Below are 19,494 nucleotides of genomic sequence, written 5' to 3'. Positions count from 1 at the left end.
GACCGAAACGACGATGAAACAGTCCGGGTCTAGCTTTTCGACACCTCACCCGAACGACCTTCCAGGAGACCCACATGAGCCCCCTCTCCGTACCTCCCGCGTTCCGCGACTCGTCCCTCGACCGCCGCGGGTTCCTGCGCCTGGGTGGTTCGGCCGCCCTCGTCGTCGGCACGACCGCCCTGCTCGCCGCCTGCACCGACTCGTCGGCCGGCACGGGCGCGGCGACCGGCGGGGCAGCTTCGGGCGGATCGTTCGGGACCATCGCCGTGCAGCTCTCGTGGATCAAGAACATCGAGTTCGCGGGCGAGTACTTCGCCACGGAGAAGGGCTACTACACCGACGCGGGCTTCAGCGAGGTCACGCTGCTGGCCGGTGGCGGACAGACCGGAGCCGAGGAGGCGCTGCTCGCCGGACAGGCCAAGGTCGGGTTGTCGTCCGCCTCGCTCACCGGCCCCTCGGTCGCGCAGGGTGCGGCGCTGAAGATCATCGGCACGACGTTCCAGAAGAACCCGTTCTGCCTGCTCTCGCTCGAGGAGGGCAAGCCGATCCGTACCCTGGCCGACCTCAAGGGCAAGAAGATCGGCGTGCAGTCGGGCGGCAACCAGACCATCTTCGAGGGCTTCCTCAAGGCGAACGACATGACCCTCGACGACGTCGAGCTCGTCGCCACGCAGTACGACATCGCCCCGCTCGAGACCAACGCGTACGACGCGCACATGTCGTACATCACGAACGAGCCGATCCTCGCCGAGATGGACGGCTTCACCCCCGTCGTGCTGGGCTTCGCCGACAACGGGCTGCCGTTCGTCGCCGAGACCTTCACCGTCACGCAGGAGACCATCGACAACGAGCGCGACATGCTCAAGGCCTTCCTGGTCGCCGAGATCAAGGGGTGGACCGACGCGGTCAAGGACCCGGAGCAGAGCGCGAAGTACGCCGCCGAGAAGTACGGCAAGGACCAGGACCTCGACGTCGAGGAGCAGACCGCCGAGGCCGAAGCGCAGAACACGCTGATCCTCACCGAGGACGTCAACGCCAACGGCCTGTTCACGATGACCGACGAGCTGGTCGCCGAGAACATCGCCTCGCTCAAGGCGATGGGCACCGACGTGTCGGCCGACGACCTCTTCGACCTCAGCATCATCAAAGAGGTCTACGACGAGAACCCCGACCTCGTCACGGCCTTCACGATCCCCACGGCATGACCATGACGGACGGCACCACGACCGCACTGACGACGGCGACGGGTGACCCTGCCGGTCGGCCCGAGCTCGCCACGGGCATCAACATCCAGGGGCTGACCAAGTCGTTCCAGCTCGGCCGGAAGAGCGTGCAGGCGCTCACGCGGATCGACCTGGGCACGAAGAAGGACTCGTTCCTCAGCCTGCTCGGTCCGTCGGGCTGCGGCAAGTCGACCATCCTGCGCATCCTGGCCGGCCTCGAGACACCCACGTCGGGCAGCGTCGTGATCAACGGCAAGACCGCGGCCGAGGTGCAACGCGGCCACGAGACGGGCATCGCGTTCCAGGACTCGGCCCTGCTGCCCTGGCGCAGCGTGGAGAACAACATCCGGCTGCCGCTCGAGGTCGCCGGGCTGACTCCCCCGGCCGGCCTGATCGACGACCTGATCGACCTCGTCGGTCTGAAGGGCTTCGAGAAGGCCAGACCGGCGCAACTGTCGGGCGGCATGCGACAGCGCGTCTCGATCGCCCGCTGCCTCGCCGTGCAGCCGACCATCATGCTGCTCGACGAGCCGTTCGGTGCGCTCGACGACATGACCCGGCAGCGCATGAACGTCGAGCTGCTGCGCATCTGGGGCGAGAAACCCGCCACGACGCTGATGGTGACGCACGGCATCAGCGAGGCCGTGTTCCTGTCCGACGTCGTCGCCGTGATGAGCGCTCGACCCGGCCGCATCGCCGAGGTGGTCGAGATCGACCTGCCCCGACCACGCCTGCCCGAGTTGACCCGCACCCCCGAGTTCCACGCCTACGTCGACCGCATCTCCGAGATCCTGTTCGGCTCGCACGGGGCGGCCGCCGATGACTGACCTGCACACGTCGCCGCGCGAGACGGCCGAGCGCGAGGTCGAGGCCGAGCTGGGCCAGAGCGTGGCGCTGCAGGTCGAGACCGCCCGGGGTCGCGAGCGACGGTCGGTGCTGGGCTCGCTGGCGGCGGCCCCGCCGTGGGTCGGCGCCCTCGTCGGCATCGTGCTGATCGTGGCGATCTGGCAGGTCGTGGCCGTCACGCTCTTCTCGGTCACCGGGTCGGTGCCCCCACCCGGCCAGGTGCTCGTCCAGCTCGTCACCGACCTCAGCGACCTCGTCTACTGGCGCGCCATCGGCGCGACCGCGGGCAGCGCGGCGTGGGGGTTCCTCTGGGGCAACCTCATCGCGTTCGCGCTGGCCTTCGCCGTGCTGCTCGTGCCGTGGTTCGAGGGCCTCTCGACCCAGCTCGCCGTGGTCTGCTCGTGCATCCCGCTGACCGCGATCGCGCCGATCGTCACGCTCATGTCGCCTGCGGGCGGCCGGACGACGTCGATCTTCCTCGCTGCGCTCAGCGTGATCTTCACCACCGTGATCGGCACGCTGCTCGGGCTGCGGGCCGCGAGCGAGACCCAGCTCGACGTGATCACGGCCTATGGCGGCTCGCGCTGGACGCAGCTGGTCAAGGTCCGCTTCATCGCCGCGCTGCCCAGCATCCTCGCGGCGCTCAAGCTGGCGGCACCCGCCGCGTTCCTCGGCGCGGTCCTCGGCGAGTACTTCCTCATCGGCGTCGACCAGGGCCTCGGCATCCTGCTGCTCGCGGCGCAGGCCACGGCGGCGTCGGTCAAGCTGTGGGCCCTGGCCCTGATCTCGGGCGGCATCGCGGGGATCGCCTACTACGTCATCGGGCGGATCAGCCGACTGGTCACGCCCTGGTCGGCCGGCGACAGCCGTGCCGGAGAGGGATTCTGATGGCCACGATCCTGCCCGCGGGCACCGGCGACCGCGTCACCGCCCCCGCGCTCTCGACCAGCGCCTCCTCGACGGCCCGGTTCGTCCTGCGGCGCATCGGCCGCACCGTGCTGACCATCGCGATCTCGGCGGTCGTCCTCGGCATCCTCTGGAACCTCGCCATCGTCGTGCTGCAGGCCAACGCGTTCATCGCGAAGACCCCGGCCGACGTGTTCCGCTGGTTCTTCGTCGACTCCGAGCTCAGCCGGACCACGGCGGCCGAGAACCGCGCGCACATCGCCGGTCTGCTCGGGGTGACTCTCTGGCACGCCGCGATCGGCTTCGTCTTCGGCGTCGGCGGGTCCCTCGTCGTGGCGGTCGTCTTCACCCTGATCCGGCCGGTCGAGTTCATGTTCATGCCGATCGCCATGCTGCTGCGCACCGTGCCGCTGCTCGCGATGGCCCCCGTGATCTACCTCGTGCTGGGCAACGGCCTGGTCACCGCCGGCTTCATCGGCGGCGTCGTCGTCTTCTTCCCGTTGCTCGTCAACCTGACCCTCGGCTTCCGATCGGTCAGCGCCCAGTCGGTCGACCTCGTCCGGGTCTACGGCGGCAGCCGCTGGACGATCATGCGCAAGGTCGCGTTCCCCACGGCCTTGCCGTACTTCTTCGCCTCGATGCGCATCGCCGTGCCGGGTGCCATCACCGGAGCGATGCTCTACGAGTGGCTGTTCACCTACGAGGGCCTCGGCGCCGCCATCACGGCGGCGAAGTCGCAGTCGCAGTACGGCGAGATCTGGGCGATCGTCGTCCTGATCACGCTCGTGTCGATCGTGCTCTACACGATCACGACGTTCGTCGAGACGGCGGTGCTCGCGAAGTGGGGCCCCAACGCCGGCAAGGCGACCGCCTCGTGACGGGCCACCGCGGGACGCGCCGTGTGCTGGTCGACACCGACACGGGCATCGACGACGCGCTGGCCCTCCTCTGGCTGGCCGCTCAGCCCGACGTCGAGCTCGTGGGCATCACGGCCGTCTACGGCAACTGCGCCGTCGACGACGCCCTGCGCAACGTCGGGCACGTGCTCGGGCTCGTCGGACTCGACGACGTGCCGGTCGCCCGAGGCGCCGAAGGGCCGCTCGAGACGGAGGCGCACATCGCCCACTACGTGCACGGTCACGACGGTCTCGGTGACGTCGTCGGCGACCGGCCGCTCCCCCACGTGCTGCTCGACACCCCGGCGGCAGAACGGCTCGTCGAGGTCGCCCGGGCGTCCCCGGGTGAGGTCGACCTGCTCACCCTGGGGCCGCTCACGAACGTGGCCCTGGCGGTGAGGGCCGAGCCGCGCCTCCTGACCCTCTTCCGGTCGGTGACGATCATGGGCGGCAGCGGGCCCTTCCCGGCCCTCGGCCGCACGGACATGGTCGACGCGAACGTGCAGAACGACGGAGTCGCCGCCCGGGAGGTCTTCGCCGCACCGGCGACCTCGCGCCTCATGGTCGGCGTGAACGCGACGTCCCAGGTGATCACCGACGAGTCGCACGTCGCGGCGCTCCGCGACTCGGGCACCCCGACGGGCACCTTCGCCGCCGACGTCCTGGCGACCTACCTCGACTTCTACCGCAACGCCTGGGGCCGCCGGGTCAGCCCGGTGCACGACGGACTCGCCGCCGCGCTCATGGTGCGCCCCGAGTGGATCGCCGACAGCGTCACCGGCCCCGTCGGCATCACCCACGACGGCTTCGCGACCCGCGGCCGGGTGATGCTCACGGCCGACGGCGCGGCGGCCGACTGGCATCCGGACGGTCCCGTGCCGGCCGACGTCCCGTCCACCGCCACCACGGCGGTCACCGCCGTCCACACCGACCTGTTCCTGCCGTCGTTCGTCGACGCCCTCATCCACGGAGCCCGCACGTGACCACCACCTCCCCCGCCGACGCCACCCGCGCCTCCTCGTCGGCCGCCTCGTCGCCCGCCGACGCCGTGGTGCGCGACCTCCGCACGCTGCCCAAGGGCCACCTGCACCTGCACATGGAGGCCGCGATCCGACCCGACTCGCTGGCCGACATGGCGTCGGCGTCGGGCGTCGTCGTGCCGATGCCGACCAGCTTCGGCGACTTCAGCGAGTTCAGCGCGACCTACCAGGGCATGCTCGTCGTCCTGGCCGAGCGGGAGAACCTCTTCCGCCTGATCGACGAGGCCGTCGAGGACTGCGCGCTCGACGGCGTGGCCTACGTCGAGTTCGGGGCCAGCCCACAGTTCTACGTCGCCACCTTCGGATCGCTCGACGCGTCGCTGCGCGCGATGCTCGCGGCCTGCGCCGAGAGCGGCGAGCGATGGGGGGTCGAGGTCGGCCTCATGATCACGGTCGACCGCACCGAGAACGTCGAGGCCGCGAACGAGCTGGCCCACCTGGCCGCCGCCTACGCCGACCGCGGCGTCGTCTCGCTCGGGCTCGCCAACGACGAGCGCGGCAACCCCGCGGCACGCTACGAGGAGGCGTTCCGCATCGCCAAGCACGCGGGCCTGCTCTCGACGCCGCACGCCGGCGAGCTCGCCGGGCCGGACCAGATCGAGGAGGCGCTGGACGTCCTGGGCGCCGACCGCGTCCTCCACGGCGTGACGGCCGTGCACAGCGAGACGCTCATGGCCCGCCTCGCCGCCGAGGGCGTCTGCCTCGACGTGTGCCTCACCTCGAACGTGCTGCTCTCGGTGATCCCGACGATCGAGGACCACCCGCTCAAGCGGCTCCTCGAGGCCGGCGTGCGGTGTTCGATCAACGCCGACGACCCGATCCTCTTCGGGCCCGGCGTGCTCGCCGAGTACGAGCTGGCCCGGACGACCCTCGGGCTGTCCGACGAGCAGCTCGCCGCGTGCGCGCTCAGCTCGATCGAGTGCTCGGGGGCGTCGGAGGAGCTGAAGGGTCGGGTCGCCGACGAGATCGCGGCGTGGCTGGCGGCGTGACCGCACCCCGCTTCGCTTCGGCCGCGCCCGTCCGGCGGTTCGTCGTCGAGGGCGCCCACGTCGCGACGGTCGACGCCCACGACACCGAACACTCCGGCGGGCACGTCGTCGTCGACGGATCGCGCATCGTCGCCGTCGGCCCCGGGCCCGCCCCGGCGTGGTGCACCGCCGGGCTGACCCCACCCGGGCCGGCCCGTGGTTCGGCGGCGCCGGATGCCGCGCCCATCCCGGTCGAGCGCGTCGACGGCCGGGGCCACCTGCTGACCCCCGGCCTGGTCAACACGCACCACCACCTCTACCAGTGGCTGACCCGCGGCATCGCGCAGGACTCCATCCTGTTCGACTGGCTCGTCGCGCTCTACCCGACCTGGGCGCGCATCGACGAGCCGCTCGTCGAGGCCGGGGCCGCCGCCGCGATCGCCGTGCTCGCCCGGTCGGGTTGCACGACCGTCGGCGACCACCACTACGTGTTCCCTGCCGGAGCCGGCGACCTACTGGGCGGCATCGTCCGGGCCGCCGACACGGTCGGCGTCCGCCTGCACGCCACCCGGGGCTCGATGGACCTCGGTCGGTCGCAGGGCGGCCTGCCCCCGGACTTCGCCGTCGAGACGACGGACGCCGCCTTGCGGGCCGGTCAGGAGGCGGTGGCCCGGTTCCACGACCCGTCCGACGACGCGAGGGTCCAGATCGCGATCGCGCCCTGCTCGCCGTTCTCGGTGACGTCCGACCTGCTGCGCGAGTCCGCCGTGCTCGGACGACAGCTCGGGGTGCGGCTGCACACCCACGGCTCCGAGACCGTCGAGGAGGACGCGTTCTGCCTCGAGCGCTTCGGACGCACGCCGACCCAGTACCTCGAGGACCTCGGCTGGCTCGGAGACGATGTCTGGATGGCGCACTGCGTCCACCTGGACGACCACGCGATCGGACGGTTCGCGGCGACGGGGACGGGTGTGGCGCACTGCCCCTCGTCGAACGGTCGCCTCGCCGCGGGCATCGCCCCGATCGCGTCGCTGCTGAGCGCAGGTGCACCCGTCGGGCTCGGGGTCGACGGTGCCGCGTCGAACGAGTCCGGTCAGCTCGGCACCGAGATCCGGCAGGCGGTGCTGTTCGGACGCCTGCGCTCGGGCGCGGACGCGTTCTCGGTCCGGCAGGGTCTGCGCCTGGCGACGATCGGCGGCGCCCGCGTGCTCGGTCGGGACGCCGACCTCGGCTCGATCGAGGTCGGCAAGCTCGCCGACCTCGCCCTCTGGCGCGTGGACGGCGTCGAGTTCGCGGGAATGGCCGACCCTGTGGCCACGCTCGGGCTTGCCTCGATGCCGCCGCTGGCCCGGCTCTGGGTCGGAGGCGACGCGGTCGTGGCGCACGGCGAACTCGTCCACGCCGATCAGGGTCTGCTCGCCGAGGGCGCGGCCCGCGCGTCCGCCGAACTCCGCTCGCGCGTCTGAGGCGACCCGCGCCTCCTCTGCCCGTCAGCGCGGGTACAGGTCGGGGCATGCGCCCGTCGGCGTGAGGGCACGGCCAGCCATCGCCTTCACCAGACGGCCCACCAAAGACGAAGGCCCCTCTCGAGGAGGGGCCTTCGGTAGTTCTGACGAACCTGTTCTGGTGGATCTGAGGGGACTCGAACCCCTGACCCCCTGCATGCCATGCAGGTGCGCTACCAGCTGCGCCACAGACCCAGAACTGCCACCCCGTGAGGTTTTCACCCCGTCGGAAGCAACTCGTCTACATTACTACATTTTTCGAGGGCGCAAGTTCACCCCGACTCGGGCCCCCGTCGCGGGCCCTCGCCGCGGGCCCTCGAGAAGACGCGACATGCCGCTCACCTGAAGAGGTCAGCGGCATGTCGTGACGACTCGCCGGCGCGGCGGAGCCGAGGAGGCGCGGGGCGACTAGGCCTCGGCCGGTGCGTCGGCTGCGACCTCGGCCGGTGCGGTGTCCGACTCGGACAGCACGTCGAGCGGGATCGTCGGGCAGTCGCTCCAGAGGCGCTCGAGCGCGTAGTACTGGCGGTCCTCGTCATGGAAGACGTGGGCCACGACGTCGCCGAAGTCGAGCAGGACCCATCGGCCCTCGGCACGGCCCTCGCGGCGGAGGGTCTTGACACCCGCCTCGAGCATCTTGTCCTCGATCTCGCCGGCGATGGCGACCACGTTGCGTTCGCTGCGGCCGGTGGCCAGCAGGAACACGTCGGTCAGGGGCAGTGGGCCGGACACGTCGAGGGCGACGAGGTCGTCGGCCTGCTTGTCGTCGGCCGCGCGTGCGGCGATCTGCAGCAGCTCGATGGCACGAGGGGTGGCTGTCACGTGTTCCTTAGGGGGTAGGTGGTGATGCGGGCCGACCGGGGTCGGTTCGGGTGGGTGGGGCCTCAGCCCAACACCCCGGTGGCGAAGCCACCGATGATCAGGCCGATGATACCGAGGCCCACGACTCCGCCCGAGATGCCGAGGATCAGCGGCAGGTGGTTGCCCTTGGGCTGCGATGCGGCGAGCACCACCGCCCGCGTGGACGTGTGCGTGCTGATGGCACGGCTGGCGCGCACGGGTTCGGCGTCGCTCGGCGCCTGCTCGGCGTCGCCCTGCTCGAGGATGCGGTCCATGTCGGAGTTGTCGATGCGGGCCTGCGAGCCGGTCGACGCGAGGCTGCGCGGCAGGTCGATCGAGCCGGTGATGATGATCTCGCCGGTGGCGTTCAACGCCCCGGTCACGTCGGCGACCTGGGCGTCGGTGAGGATGAGCGCATTCTGCTGACCCGTGCTGGTGCCGAGCTGACGACCCGGGACGGACTGCGCGTCGGGCTCGTCGGACTGGGTCGACCAGTGCCCGGACGGCAGGACGGGAACCGCGTCGGACGACTCGCCACGCTGCTCGGGCGACGGACCGACGCCCGAGGGGCGGGGCGACGACACCACCGGACGGGACGGGGCAGGAGGCGCGCTCGGCGAGCCCTGCCCGCCGCGGCCCTGCTCGTCCGACAACGCGAACGGGAAGACCGTGGGCGTCGACGTCGGCGTGGGAGTCGAGGACACCGGAGGGACCGTGGGCGCCGCACCAGTTCGGCGGGGCCCGGGGGCATCGTCCGACGCGTCGTCGTCATGGTCCGGTGCAGCGGACGGCACAGGGGCCGAGGCCGGGCGGACGGCCGCGGGAGCCGGGGCGGACGCGCCGGGCGCCGAGGCAGGACGGTCGGCGGCGGCGGCGGGAGCGATCTCGTCGACGGTGTTGAGCGCGTCGGCCAGCGGACGACGAGGTTCGGGGGCCGGGGCCTGAAGGGGAACGGGCGAGGCGTCGCGGGTCTGGCTGGCGTCGCGCAGGGCACGCATCTGGCGACGGGTGAGGCCCGTCCCCGGGTCGACGACCGAGCCCGGTGCGGGAGGCGGGACGTCGCGTAGCGCGGCCGACGAGGGCACCGGCGTCGGCAGGGGCACGCCGCCGGTCGAGGCTGCCGCGGGGCGCGGTGCGGGGGTGGAGATCGAGGCGGGCACCACCGGCACGGCGCCGGTGATGGCCTGGCCGGCCTCGCGGGCTCGCTCGAGGTCGCGGACCTGTCGCCGGGTGAGGGGCGGCTGACCGTCGGACGTGCTCATGAAACGCTCCGATACAGATGGTGCTTGGAGATGTACTGGACGACGCCGTCGGGGACCAAGTACCACACCGGAAAGTCTCGACCCACCCGGGCGCGGCAATCGGTCGACGAGATGGCCAGTGCGGGGACTTCGAGCAAGCTTACGTCGCTCTCGGGCAAACCGCTAACGCTGAGGTCGTGCCCCGGCCGCGAGACGGCGACGAAGTGGGCGAGGTCCCAGAGCTCTTGGACGTCCTTCCAGTCGAGGATCTGGGCGACGGCGTCGGCGCCGGTGATGAAGAAGAGCTCGGCCGTCGGGCGTAGGCGCCGGATGTCGCGGAGGGTGTCGATCGTGTAGGTCGGCCCCTCGCGGTCGACGTCGACGCGGCTGACCGTGAAGGTCGGGTTCGACGCCGTGGCGATGACCGTCATGAGGTAGCGGTGCTCGGCCTCGCTGACCTCGGGTTTCATCCACGGCTGGCCGGTCGGCACGAAGACGACCTCGTCCAGGTGGAACGACTGCGCGACCTCGCTGGCGGCGACCAGGTGCCCATGATGGATCGGGTCGAACGTGCCACCCATGATGCCGACGCGGGGTCGCCTGACCCCCTCGCCGTCGGGCACGGTCGCGCCCGCAACGACCATCTCGCTGGCCTCGACGGTCAGTGCTTCTCGGGGTGACCGAACTCGTCGATCGGGCCGTCGTGGTGGTCGAGCTTGCTCGCCTTGCGCACCGAGCGGTTGGCGACGTCCCGGTAGCTGAAGACCACGTAGCCGAGGAAGAGGAACACGACGGCGAAGACGCCGGCGATGACCGGGGCCGGCGCGATCAGCGGTGCGAGTTCTTCGTGGGCTTCGGCGAGCAGCAGCGAGGCGTCGAGCATGGGTTCTCCCGTTCAGGCGGTGACGATCGTCGGCCAGTCTACCCGCGCACCTGGCCCTGGCCCCGCATGACCCATTTGGTGCTGGTGAGCTCGGCGAGCCCCATCGGCCCCCGGGCATGGAGTTTCTGGGTCGAGATGCCGACCTCGGCCCCGAAGCCGAACTCGCCGCCGTCGGTGAACCGCGTCGAGGCGTTGACCATGACGACGGCGCTGTCGACCTCGGCGAGGAACCGCTCCGCGGTCGCCAGGTCGTTGGTCACGATCGACTCGGTGTGGTGGGTCGACCACCGCGCGATGTGCGCCATCGCCTCGTCGACGCCCGCCACGACGCGGACGGCGAGGTCGAGCCCCATGTACTCGGCGGCCCAGTCGTCGTCCGTCGCCGGCACCCCGTCGGGGAAGACCTCGAGCGTGCGCTCGTCGCCGTGGATCGTCACCCCGGAGGCGCGCAGGGCACCCAGCACCGGTGGCAGCAGGCGGTCCGCCGCGTCTCGATGTACGAGCAGCGTCTCGAGCGCGTTGCACACGCTCGGTCGCTGCACCTTGGCGTTCCGGACGATGTCGACGGCCCAGCCCTCGTCGGCGCTGGCGTCGAGGAAGACGTGCACGACCCCTGCACCCGTCTCGATGACGGGCACCGTCGACTCCCGCACGACGGTGTCGATCAGCTCGGCGCTGCCCCGGGGGACGAGCACGTCGACCAGCCCGCGGGCCCGCATGAGCTCGCCGGCCCCGTCCCGTCCGAACTCGTCGATCGTCACGACGGCGTCGGCGGGCAGGCCCACCTCGTCCAGGGCCTCGCGCATGACCTCGACGAGCACGCGGTTGGTCTGCTGCGCCGCGGTGCCACCCCGCAGGACGGCCGCGTTGCCGCTCTTCAGCGCGAGCGCGGCGATGTCGACCGTCACGTTGGGACGGGCCTCGTAGATCGCGCCCACCACCCCGAACGGCACACGGATCTGGTCGAGTCGCAGCCCGTTGGGCAACACCTTGCCCTGCACCGACTCGCCGACCGGGTCGACGAGCGAGGCGACCAGCTCGGTGGCCGCCGCGAGACCGGCCAGTCGTCCGGAATCCAAGCGCAGGCGGTCTTGTAACGAGGCGCCGACGCCGTTCTCCCGCGCGGCGGCCAGGTCGAGCTCGTTGGCCACGACGATGCGGTCGACGTTCGCGACGAGGGCGGTGGCGATCGCCCGCAGCCCCTCGTCCTTGCGATCGGCCGTCGCCGTCGCGAGCACACGGGCGGCGGCCTTCGCGGCGGTCAGCTTGTCGGTGAGCGACGGGGCCGGAGCATCGATGAGCGACATGCACGAAGCCTATGCGCCGTTCCCCCGTCCCGCGAGGGCGGGCGGCGGCCGACGCCCGCCCTCGCGGACGGACGAGAACGCGGGAGGCGCGGGTCAGGCCGGTCGCTCGCCCGCGGACCCGGCGCCCGCCGTCGCAGATCCCGACCCCGCGGCTCCCGCCGCCTCGAAGAAGGTGCCGACGTGCTCGCCGGCGAGGGCACGGGCGACGTTGCCGGTGCTCGTCACGAGGACGGGGGTGCCGGCCTCGGCCGCGAACCGGGCGGCCGCGACCTTCGTCCCCGCGCCTCCGGTGCCGACGCCGGCCGCACCGGCGGCACCGAACGTGACCCCGGCGAGGTCGTCGCCGAACGGCACGTCGACGATGGCGACGGCTCCCGGCTCGTGTGGCGGCCGGGTGTAGAGGGCGTCGACGTCACTGAGCAGCACGAGGGCGTCGGCACCGATCAGCTGCGACACCAGCGCCGCGAGCCGGTCGTTGTCACCGAACCGGATCTCGTGGGTGGCGACGGTGTCGTTCTCGTTGACGATCGGCAGGATGCGCAGCTCGAGCAGGCGCTCCATGGCGCGCTGGGCGTTGCTGCGGTGGGTCGGGTTCTGCATGTCGCCGGCGGTCAACAGCACCTGCCCGGCCACGATGCCGTAGCGGCGCAGGCTCTGCTGGTACCGGTAGATCAGGACGTTCTGCCCGACGGCGGCGGCCGCCTGCTGCGTCGCGAGGTCGGTCGGTCGGGAGTCGACCCGCAGGTGCGGCAGGCCCGTGGCGATGGCCCCGGACGACACGAGGACGACCTGGGCGCCTCGACCGTACGTCGCGGCGAGGGCGTCGACCAACGCGTCGATCTGGCCCGCGTTCTCGCCACTGATCGACGACGAGCCGACCTTGACCACGATGCGACGGGCCGTGCCGAGGCCGGCGCGGTCGACGACGCCCCCGGTCACGCCCGCTCGTCGCCGTCGGCGTCGTCGCCCTCTTTCACGAGGAACCCCTCGTCGTCGGTCCACAGACCGGCGGCGCGCTCGCGCTGCAGCTCGGCGCGGGCCTCGGCCTTGGCGTCCATGCGCTCGAAGTACTCCTCACGACGCTGGTTGCGGGTCGGCCGGTCGTTCTGGATCAGACGCGGATCGGTGCCGCGGGCGCTCGTCATGAGCTCGGCCGTCGAGGTCAGGGTGGGCTCCCAGTCGAAGACGATGCCGCCCTCGGGGCCGATGACGACCGTCGAACCGGCCTGCGCGCCGGCCTTGAACAGGGCGTCCTCGACGCCGATCGCGTTGAGTCGGTCGGCCAGGTAGCCCACGGCCTCTTCGTTGTTGAAGTCGGTCTGGACGACCCAGCGCTCGGGCTTCTGACCGAGGATGCGGTACACGTTGCCGTAAGTGCCGCCTTCGACCCGGATGACGAAGGGCTTCTCGTTGACGGCGCGGGGACGCATGACGATGCGAGGAGGCGCGGGGCGCGCGGCGATCTCGGCCCGGCTGGCCTCGACGACCTCGGCCAGCGCGAAGGACAGGTTGCGCAGGCCCTCGTGGCTCACCGCCGAGATCTCGAAGACGCGGTAGCCGCGGGCCTCGAGCTCGGGGGTGACGAAGTCGGCCAGTTCGCGGCCGTCGGGCACGTCGACCTTGTTCAACGCGATCATCTGCGGGCGCTCGAGCAACGGCTTCTGACCGTCGGGGACGGGGTAGGCCTCGAGCTCGCGCAGGATGACGTCGAGGTCGGTCAGTGGGTCTCGGCCCGGATCGAGGGTCGCACAGTCGAGCACGTGCAGCAGGGCCGAGCAGCGCTCGACGTGGCGGAGGAACTCGAGTCCGAGCCCTTTGCCCTCGCTGGCGCCCTCGATGAGGCCGGGGACGTCGGCGACCGTGTACCGCGTGTCACCCGACTCGACGACGCCGAGGTTGGGGTGCAGCGTCGTGAAGGGGTAGTCGGCGATCTTCGGCTTCGCGGCCGAGAGGGCGGCGACGAGGCTCGACTTGCCGGCCGACGGGTAGCCCACCAGCGCGACGTCGGCGACGACCTTGAGCTCGAGCAGCACGTCCCCGGCCCAGCCGGGGGTGCCGAGGAGGGCGAACCCGGGCGCCTTGCGCTTGGTCGACGACAGGGCAGCGTTGCCGAGGCCCCCGATGCCGCCCTCGGCGGCGACGTAGCGCATGCCCGGCTCGACCATGTCGATCAGCTCGACGCCGTCTGCGGACTTGACGACGGTGCCGACGGGTACGACGAGTTCGAGGGTCTCGCCGTTGGTGCCGGCGCGGTGGTCGCCCATGCCGAAGCCGCCGTTGTCACTGGACCGATGCGGGGCGCGGTGGAAGCCGAGCAGGGTCGTGACGCCGGTGTCGCTGACGATGACGACGTCCCCGCCGTGGCCGCCGTTGCCGCCGTCGGGACCTGCCAGGGGCTTGAACTTCTCGCGCTTGACGGACACGCAGCCGTTGCCACCGTTGCCGGCGCGGAGGTGGAGGGTCACTTGGTCGACGAATGTGGCCATGAGGTGCTTGATCTCTTTGTCTGTGCGTGCCGGTGCGAGCTGCCCGGGTCAAACACGTCTGGGGCGAGCAGGATGCTCGCCCCAGACGGTGCGACCCTCGAGGGGCCGCCGATGCGGGTCGTGTGCCGACGCCGCGTGGTCTCTCTAGACCGTCGCCGTCGCGGAGGCGACGATGTTGACGACCTTGCGGCCGCCCTTGTTACCGAACTCGACCGAGCCGGGGGCGAGGGCGAAGAGGGTGTCGTCGCCGCCGCGGCCGACGTTGACGCCGGGGTGGAAGTGGGTACCGCGCTGGCGGACGATGATCTCGCCGGCGAGGACGACCTGGCCGCCGAAGCGCTTCACGCCGAGGCGCTGCGCGTTCGAGTCACGACCGTTGCGGGTGGACGATGCGCCTTTTTTGTGTGCCATGTGTTCTCAGCCCCTAGCTCAGTTGATCGAGGTGATCTTGACGCGGGTCAGGTCGGCACGGAAGCCCATGCGACGCTTGTAACCGGTCTTGTTCTTGTAGTTCTGGATGACGATCTTCGGGCCGCGCAGGTCGTTCAACACCTCGGCGGTCACCGTGATCTTCGCCAGGGCGTCGGCGGCCGAGGTGACGGTGTCACCGTCGACGTGCAGCACGGCGGGGAGGGTGATGGCGTCGCCTTCGGCGGCCTTGAGGCGATCGAGGGTGACGATCGTGCCGACCTCGACCTTCTCCTGCCGACCACCGGCGCGCACGACTGCGTAGACCATGTCTGTTCCTTAAGAGTTGGGGGTGTCCGGCACGACGCGACCTCGAGCCGGCGCGCACCAACCGCCCATCGTACAGGGGGCTGCTGGGGTCGTCAACGCGCCCGGAGCCGGGCCGACGACTAGCATCCAGGGCGTGATCCTGATCGACGAGGCCGTCTGGCCTGCCCACGACACGTTGTGGGCCCACCTGGTGAGCGATGACTCCTACGACGAGCTGCACGCGTTCGCCGCCCGTCACGGCATCCCCCGCCGCGGGTTCGACCACGACCACTACGACGTGCCCGAGTCGCGACGGGCCGAGTTGATCGCCGGGGGCGCCGTCGCCGTCACGGGGCTCGATCTCGCCCGCCGCCTCGAACGCAGCGGACTGCGGGTGTCCCAGCGGGTCAAGCGCGGGCTCACGGCCTAGCGATCCGTCCGTCCGGGGCGACCCCGCCCCGGGCGGTCACCAGGTCGTGTCGAAGCCCTCGTAGCTGGCCACGACCGAGCCCGACGCGATGTCGACGATCGTGGTCGTGACCCCGTCGGCGACGGGATCGATCGTGTACGAGTAGTCCGTCGGCGTGGTCGCGTCCCCGACCGACTGCACCGCCAGGTACTGCCCGTTCGGAGAGACGTCGAAGCCCTCGATGACGCCGGAGGCGCTCGGAGGCTGCCAGAGCGTCCGCGAGGTGGCACCGTCGTCCGCGACGACCAGCGTGCGGTAGGTCGCTCCGTCGTCGGACGGAACCGACACCTGCTGCACCACATGGGACGCGTCGAGGGCCACGAGGGGCCCGGCGAAGGGCAGGACCCCGTCGACCGGGGCGGGTGCCCGAGGGCGTTCGTCGCCGGTGGCGAGGTCCACGACCATCGACGCGATGCTCGACGCGGCGACCAGGGTCGTCCCGTCGAGCGAGACGCCCTGCAGCAGGGAGTACGTGCCCACGGGTCGCACGGGGTCGACGCCCGAGAGGTCGATGACGCTCACCGAGTCGTCGAGGGCCTGCACGACGACGTCGTCCTCGCCGGGGACGAACGCCCAGTCGGCCGGTTCGACGGGCTGCCCCGAGAGGGCGAGGACCGGGGCCACCGCCCGCTCCCCCTGCAGGGGCAACGTGTAGAGCGTCTCGACGTCCGAGCCCGTCGGCCGGAACGAGAACGCCAGCGTCGTGGTGGCGCGGTCGGCCGCGAAGCGCGTGATCAGGCCGGGCTGGTCGGGGACGGGCAGGGTCTCGACGGCGGCCCCGTCGAGCGACACGAGGCTGAGGCTGCTCTGTGTCCCGTCGTCCGTGACGACGGCGACCGCCGAGTCGAACACCTCGTAGGCCTGAATCCTCGGAGCCGACCAGACGATCGCGCGGTCGGAGTCCCGGAGCCCGGCCCGTTCGATGCGGTCGTCGGCCCCGCCCGTGCCCCGCACGAGCCGGTACAGCGTGGCCGCGGGCGTGCTGAACCGGGCCTCCAGGGTCGAGGTCTGCCGTTGGTAGACGCTCGAGACGCCGTCGACGCGCACGTGGTAGTCGGTCGCGTAGTCGAGCCGGTCGGTGAACGTCACCGCGACCACGTCGCCGGAGGTCTGGACCGTGAACGCCGTCGCGGGGGTCACGACCACCTGCGAGGCGTCGACGTGCGCGAGCGCCTGGTTGGCGAACACCCTCAGCTGCTGGCCCGGACGCTCGACCGCGGCGGTGGCGTCGACCTGCGTGTCCGACGTCCTCGGCCCCTGGAAGTACGTCAGCCCGACGAAGGCGGCACAGACCACCGCGAGGACGGTCACGACGGCGACCCACCGGGTGCGCCAGCGGGCCTGGGCGTCGCGGGCGTCGTCCTCGGTGAGGAACACGGGGTCCGAGGCGAACGGGTCCGGGGTGCTCCCTCGCATCGCGCCCCGGTTCCGCCCGTCCTCAGTAGAGGTACGGGTCACTGGGCTGTCCCACGGTGGTGACGTCGTCCGGCACGAGGGCGACGGGGTCCTGGCTCGAGCTGCTGCGGTTCGTGTCGAAACCCCCGGTCACCTCGACCCAGTCGTCCGCGGCGACCTGGTCCTGCCAACCCGGCAGGTAGACGGGGACGCCGACGGGCTGGGCGTCGACGGCGCAGCACGTGATGACGAAGCGCGAGACGTAGAACACGTCGTCGGGATCGGTGTCGGACGGTGTGACGAACCCGACGATGTCGGCGGTCTTGCCCTCGTAGAAGGCGAGGTCGGTGGTCTGTCGCAGCAGTCCCGCCCAGTCGAGGACGCTGAACGACCGGTAGGCGTCCGAGGAGGCGCTGGTCGCGTCGGCCACGGACGTGCGGTCGAGCGCCGCGGTCGACGAGTTGACGTCGCGCTGGCCGGCGGTGGCACTGGTGAGCGTGGCCGGCGGCACGGCGACGACGGCGATCGCGATCGCAGCCGTGACGACGACGCCGGCCGAGAAGGCCAGACGGCGGGCGCCCGTGGCCAGCGGCCGACGTCGACGGGGGCGGAGGCCGTCCTCGACCGCGGGCACGTCGGACGCGTCGAGCCGCCCGTCGTGGTCCAGGCCCGCGTGGTCGTGGCCCGCGTGGTCGTGGCCCGCGTGGTCACCCTCGTCGTCGCCCCGGACGGGCGAGAACGCGAGCGTGGCGAGCGAAAGCAGCATGCCGATGCCGATCATCACGACCGTGAAGACGTCGTACCGGGGGTGGATGTACAGCACGAGTTGACCGGTCGCGGCGAGCCAGAGGGTGGCGACGCCGACGACGAGCGTCAGCAGCACCCCCTGCCACCGGTCGAGCAGTCGGCGCCAGGGGCCGGGAGCAGGGCTAGGCGACATAGTTGACCACCAGTCCGATCGCGGCGCTCGTCAGGGCCACCACGAGGGTGACCTGCCCGAGCACCTTGGGCGTGTAGGTCGTCCGCAGCAGGGCGAGCATCTTGACGTCGATGATCGGACCGAAGACGAGGAAGGCGGCGATGCCGCCGGGCATGAAGGTCGAGGCGAACGGCAACACGAAGAACGCGTCGACGTTCGAGCAGATCGAGATGACGAAGGCCAACACCATCATCGCCAGCACCGACCAGACGGGATTGCTGCCGAGCGTCACGAGCACCGACCGGGGCACGATCGTCTGGATCGCGCCGGCGACGGCCGCGCCGATGAAGAGCGCCGGCATCATCGTCGACATCTCGCGACGGAACAGGTCGACGCTCTTCGCCGTGCGGCCCCGCCCGTGCCCGTGCCCGTCGTCGACGCGGCATTCGGCCGCGAACGAGGACGTGAGCAGGCTCTGCTGGTTCGGGTGCTTGCTGAACAGCCAGCCGATCAGGTTCGCGATCACGAACCCGCCGATCAGCCGGGCGACGAGAATGCCGTTGTCCCACCCGAACGCCTGGTGCGTGGTGATGATCGTGATCGGGTTGAGGATCGGCGCCGCGAGCAGGAACGTCATGGATTCCGACACCGTGAAGCCTTTGAGCACGAGCCCCCGCGCCAGCGGCACGTTGCCGCACTCGCACACGGGGAGGAACATGCCGAGGAACGAGATCACGGCCCGACGGGGCAGCCCCCGCCTCGGCAGCCACGACGAGAAGAACGCCTGGGGCAGCCACTCCTGCACGATGATCGACAGCACGATGCCGAGCAGGACGAACGGCATCGACTCGACGATGACGCTGATGGTCAGCGTGACGAAGTCCTGGAGGGCGTTCGGCAGCAGACCGGGGCCGAGCAGGGGCGAGGCGACGCGGACGGCCACGAGCACGGCGAGCACGAGCCCGCCGGCGACGAGCAGTGGGACGCGCGACGGCGCGCGGCGCGCACGACGGCCGGCGTCGTGCCCGGCGAGGTCTGAGCGCTCCCGGACGGGAGCGCTCACCGCTCGTCCTCGCTCGGGCCGTCCGGGGGCGCGAAACGCGACCAGTCGTCCGGGGCGGGTGCCGGGTGCGCCGGCACGACGGGACGCTCGGGCGGGACGGCGGGTGCCGACGGCCCGCCGGCGACGCCCGTCGGGACACGGCCGGCGCGCGCGCCACCGGGGGCAGGAGGCGCGGCGTCGTCGACGAGGTCCGTCGCGTCGTCCGCCGGCTCGGCCTCGACGACCCGAGGCGCGGGTTCGACCGCCCAGACCTCGTCGCCGTCTCCGCCACCCAGCCACAGTCGGGCGAGCACCGCCCCGGCGACGAGCAGGGCCGTGTCGACGATGCCGGCCGACAGGGGGATGGTCGTCAGGTAGAGCGCCAGGTTCACCCAGGTGCCGCCACTGATCGAGAGCACGATGCCGGGGACGATGCCGACGACCGCCAACGCGACGGTGCCGACGATGCCCGCGACCACCGCGTTGCGGACCACCGTGCGGAGGTCGGACCGCGGCGTGAGCGGCCGCACGGCGGCGAGCACGACGAACGCGGCGACGTAGAACGGGAAGGGATAGAAGACGAAGCTGCCGAGGAACTGTCCGACGGGCGTCGCGACGAAGCCGCTCGGGAACGCCGTCACCGAGAACCCGACGGCGGAGCCGACGAGCGCCACGAGCCCGAGGACGAAGCGGGCGACCAGCACGACCACGAGGGCCGTGGCCGCGACGAGCAGACGCTCGCGCCCCTCGGGCCCCGAGACCGAGACGGACACAGCCCGGAACCTCGACCTGACGGTCGGGGTTCCGGGCT

21 protein-coding genes and 1 tRNA gene are annotated in these 19,494 nt (G+C 71.5%); 8 read left to right on the top strand and 14 right to left on the bottom strand.

Annotated elements, in window-relative coordinates; all coding sequences use genetic code 11:
- Positions 1-74: 74 nt before the first annotated feature.
- Genes EDF50_RS14685 through EDF50_RS14655 form a run of 7 tightly spaced genes read left to right on the top strand, consistent with a single transcriptional unit; the run spans position 75 to position 7,345 of the window.
- The gene (locus EDF50_RS14685) at positions 75-1,205 is read left to right on the top strand and encodes an ABC transporter substrate-binding protein (RefSeq protein WP_123520252.1); all 1,131 of its coding nucleotides are present in this window, start codon (positions 75-77) and stop codon (positions 1,203-1,205) included.
- Positions 1,202-2,050, top strand: coding sequence for an ABC transporter ATP-binding protein (locus EDF50_RS14680; RefSeq protein WP_233570662.1), 849 nt, complete (start codon positions 1,202-1,204; stop codon positions 2,048-2,050). The genes EDF50_RS14685 and EDF50_RS14680 overlap by 4 nt, the downstream gene beginning before the upstream one ends.
- Positions 2,043-2,957 carry an ABC transporter permease gene (locus tag EDF50_RS14675; RefSeq protein WP_123520250.1) on the top strand — a complete coding sequence of 305 codons (915 nt, stop codon included), beginning with the start codon at positions 2,043-2,045 and terminating at the stop codon, positions 2,955-2,957. The genes EDF50_RS14680 and EDF50_RS14675 overlap by 8 nt, the downstream gene beginning before the upstream one ends.
- Positions 2,957-3,853, top strand: a complete 897-nt coding sequence (locus EDF50_RS14670; RefSeq protein ID WP_123520249.1) for an ABC transporter permease — start codon at positions 2,957-2,959, stop codon at positions 3,851-3,853. The genes EDF50_RS14675 and EDF50_RS14670 overlap by 1 nt, the downstream gene beginning before the upstream one ends.
- Positions 3,850-4,854 (top strand): nucleoside hydrolase, encoded by a 1,005-nt coding sequence (locus EDF50_RS14665; RefSeq protein WP_158612740.1) that lies wholly within the window; start codon positions 3,850-3,852, stop codon positions 4,852-4,854. The genes EDF50_RS14670 and EDF50_RS14665 overlap by 4 nt, the downstream gene beginning before the upstream one ends.
- Positions 4,851-5,900, top strand: coding sequence for an adenosine deaminase (gene add, locus EDF50_RS14660; protein WP_199738818.1), 1,050 nt, complete (start codon positions 4,851-4,853; stop codon positions 5,898-5,900). Before EDF50_RS14665 ends, add begins: the two co-directional genes overlap by 4 nt.
- On the top strand, positions 5,897-7,345 hold the full coding sequence (locus tag EDF50_RS14655) for an 8-oxoguanine deaminase (RefSeq protein ID WP_123520366.1): 1,449 nt from the start codon (positions 5,897-5,899) through the stop codon (positions 7,343-7,345). The genes add and EDF50_RS14655 overlap by 4 nt, the downstream gene beginning before the upstream one ends.
- Positions 7,346-7,503: 158 nt before the next feature.
- On the opposite strand, the gene EDF50_RS14650 is transcribed toward EDF50_RS14655, so the two are convergent.
- The 10 genes from EDF50_RS14650 to rplU form a co-directional block, all read right to left on the bottom strand.
- A tRNA-Ala gene (locus EDF50_RS14650) sits at positions 7,504-7,579 on the bottom strand.
- A 213-nt stretch (positions 7,580-7,792) separates the two neighbouring features.
- Complete coding sequence (gene rsfS / locus EDF50_RS14645) at positions 7,793-8,206, bottom strand: ribosome silencing factor (RefSeq protein ID WP_123520247.1); 414 nt, start codon at positions 8,204-8,206, stop codon at positions 7,793-7,795.
- A 62-nt stretch (positions 8,207-8,268) separates the two neighbouring features.
- Entirely contained in the window at positions 8,269-9,486 is a 1,218-nt protein-coding gene (locus EDF50_RS14640; protein WP_123520246.1) for a hypothetical protein, read from the bottom strand.
- Positions 9,483-10,109, bottom strand: a complete 627-nt coding sequence (gene nadD, locus EDF50_RS14635; RefSeq protein ID WP_082060195.1) for a nicotinate-nucleotide adenylyltransferase — start codon at positions 10,107-10,109, stop codon at positions 9,483-9,485. The genes EDF50_RS14640 and nadD overlap by 4 nt, the downstream gene beginning before the upstream one ends.
- Before the next feature lie 17 nt (positions 10,110-10,126).
- Positions 10,127-10,348 carry a hypothetical protein gene (locus EDF50_RS14630; RefSeq protein WP_123520245.1) on the bottom strand — a complete coding sequence of 74 codons (222 nt, stop codon included), beginning with the start codon at positions 10,346-10,348 and terminating at the stop codon, positions 10,127-10,129.
- Positions 10,349-10,386: 38 nt separating this feature from the next.
- Entirely contained in the window at positions 10,387-11,655 is a 1,269-nt protein-coding gene (locus EDF50_RS14625; protein ID WP_123520244.1) for a glutamate-5-semialdehyde dehydrogenase, read from the bottom strand.
- Between the two features lie 93 nt (positions 11,656-11,748).
- Positions 11,749-12,594 (bottom strand): glutamate 5-kinase, encoded by an 846-nt coding sequence (gene proB, locus EDF50_RS14620; protein ID WP_123520243.1) that lies wholly within the window; start codon positions 12,592-12,594, stop codon positions 11,749-11,751.
- Positions 12,591-14,141 carry a GTPase ObgE gene (gene obgE, locus EDF50_RS14615; RefSeq protein ID WP_123520242.1) on the bottom strand — a complete coding sequence of 517 codons (1,551 nt, stop codon included), beginning with the start codon at positions 14,139-14,141 and terminating at the stop codon, positions 12,591-12,593. The genes proB and obgE overlap by 4 nt, the downstream gene beginning before the upstream one ends.
- Positions 14,142-14,285: 144 nt before the next feature.
- Positions 14,286-14,552 (bottom strand): 50S ribosomal protein L27, encoded by a 267-nt coding sequence (gene rpmA, locus EDF50_RS14610; RefSeq protein ID WP_123520241.1) that lies wholly within the window; start codon positions 14,550-14,552, stop codon positions 14,286-14,288.
- Positions 14,553-14,570: 18 nt separating this feature from the next.
- Positions 14,571-14,879 carry a 50S ribosomal protein L21 gene (gene rplU / locus EDF50_RS14605; protein WP_123520240.1) on the bottom strand — a complete coding sequence of 103 codons (309 nt, stop codon included), beginning with the start codon at positions 14,877-14,879 and terminating at the stop codon, positions 14,571-14,573.
- 133 nt (positions 14,880-15,012) lie between these two features.
- On the opposite strand from rplU, the gene EDF50_RS14600 reads away from it, so the two are divergent.
- Entirely contained in the window at positions 15,013-15,288 is a 276-nt protein-coding gene (locus tag EDF50_RS14600; RefSeq protein ID WP_369794401.1) for a DUF4031 domain-containing protein, read from the top strand.
- A 36-nt stretch (positions 15,289-15,324) separates the two neighbouring features.
- Here EDF50_RS14600 and EDF50_RS14595 read toward each other — a convergent pair whose 3' ends face one another.
- From EDF50_RS14595 to EDF50_RS14580, 4 genes are all read right to left on the bottom strand, one after another.
- A complete protein-coding gene (locus EDF50_RS14595) occupies positions 15,325-16,704 on the bottom strand; it encodes a hypothetical protein (protein ID WP_148076847.1) in 1,380 nt (459 codons plus the stop codon).
- Positions 16,705-16,765: 61 nt separating this feature from the next.
- Positions 16,766-17,662 (bottom strand): TIGR03943 family protein, encoded by an 897-nt coding sequence (locus EDF50_RS14590; RefSeq protein WP_123520238.1) that lies wholly within the window; start codon positions 17,660-17,662, stop codon positions 16,766-16,768.
- The gene (locus tag EDF50_RS14585; RefSeq protein WP_123520237.1) at positions 17,652-18,704 is read right to left on the bottom strand and encodes a permease; all 1,053 of its coding nucleotides are present in this window, start codon (positions 18,702-18,704) and stop codon (positions 17,652-17,654) included. Before EDF50_RS14585 ends, EDF50_RS14590 begins: the two co-directional genes overlap by 11 nt.
- Positions 18,701-19,456, bottom strand: coding sequence for a hypothetical protein (locus EDF50_RS14580; protein ID WP_123520236.1), 756 nt, complete (start codon positions 19,454-19,456; stop codon positions 18,701-18,703). The genes EDF50_RS14585 and EDF50_RS14580 overlap by 4 nt, the downstream gene beginning before the upstream one ends.
- Between the last annotated feature and the right edge of the window lie 38 nt (positions 19,457-19,494).

Origin of the sequence: Frigoribacterium sp. PhB24 (assembly GCF_003755185.1) — a bacterium.
Lineage (GTDB): Bacteria > Actinomycetota > Actinomycetes > Actinomycetales > Microbacteriaceae > Frigoribacterium.
The sequence above is the reverse complement of the archived record's forward strand: the minus strand, read 5'-3'. Positions and strand labels throughout refer to the sequence as shown.

Coding starts and splice junctions, on each gene's coding strand:
- EDF50_RS14685 (WP_123520252.1), top strand. CDS start 75: ATGAGCCCCCTCTCCGTACCTCCCGCGTTCCGCGACTCGTCCCTCGAC.
- EDF50_RS14680 (WP_233570662.1), top strand. CDS start 1,202: ATGACCATGACGGACGGCACCACGACCGCACTGACGACGGCGACGGGT.
- EDF50_RS14675 (WP_123520250.1), top strand. CDS start 2,043: ATGACTGACCTGCACACGTCGCCGCGCGAGACGGCCGAGCGCGAGGTC.
- EDF50_RS14670 (WP_123520249.1), top strand. CDS start 2,957: ATGGCCACGATCCTGCCCGCGGGCACCGGCGACCGCGTCACCGCCCCC.
- EDF50_RS14640 (WP_123520246.1), bottom strand. CDS start 9,486: ATGAGCACGTCCGACGGTCAGCCGCCCCTCACCCGGCGACAGGTCCGC.
- nadD (WP_082060195.1), bottom strand. CDS start 10,109: ATGGTCGTTGCGGGCGCGACCGTGCCCGACGGCGAGGGGGTCAGGCGA.
- EDF50_RS14630 (WP_123520245.1), bottom strand. CDS start 10,348: ATGCTCGACGCCTCGCTGCTGCTCGCCGAAGCCCACGAAGAACTCGCA.
- EDF50_RS14625 (WP_123520244.1), bottom strand. CDS start 11,655: ATGTCGCTCATCGATGCTCCGGCCCCGTCGCTCACCGACAAGCTGACC.
- obgE (WP_123520242.1), bottom strand. CDS start 14,141: ATGGCCACATTCGTCGACCAAGTGACCCTCCACCTCCGCGCCGGCAAC.
- rpmA (WP_123520241.1), bottom strand. CDS start 14,552: ATGGCACACAAAAAAGGCGCATCGTCCACCCGCAACGGTCGTGACTCG.
- rplU (WP_123520240.1), bottom strand. CDS start 14,879: ATGGTCTACGCAGTCGTGCGCGCCGGTGGTCGGCAGGAGAAGGTCGAG.
- EDF50_RS14590 (WP_123520238.1), bottom strand. CDS start 17,662: ATGTCGCCTAGCCCTGCTCCCGGCCCCTGGCGCCGACTGCTCGACCGG.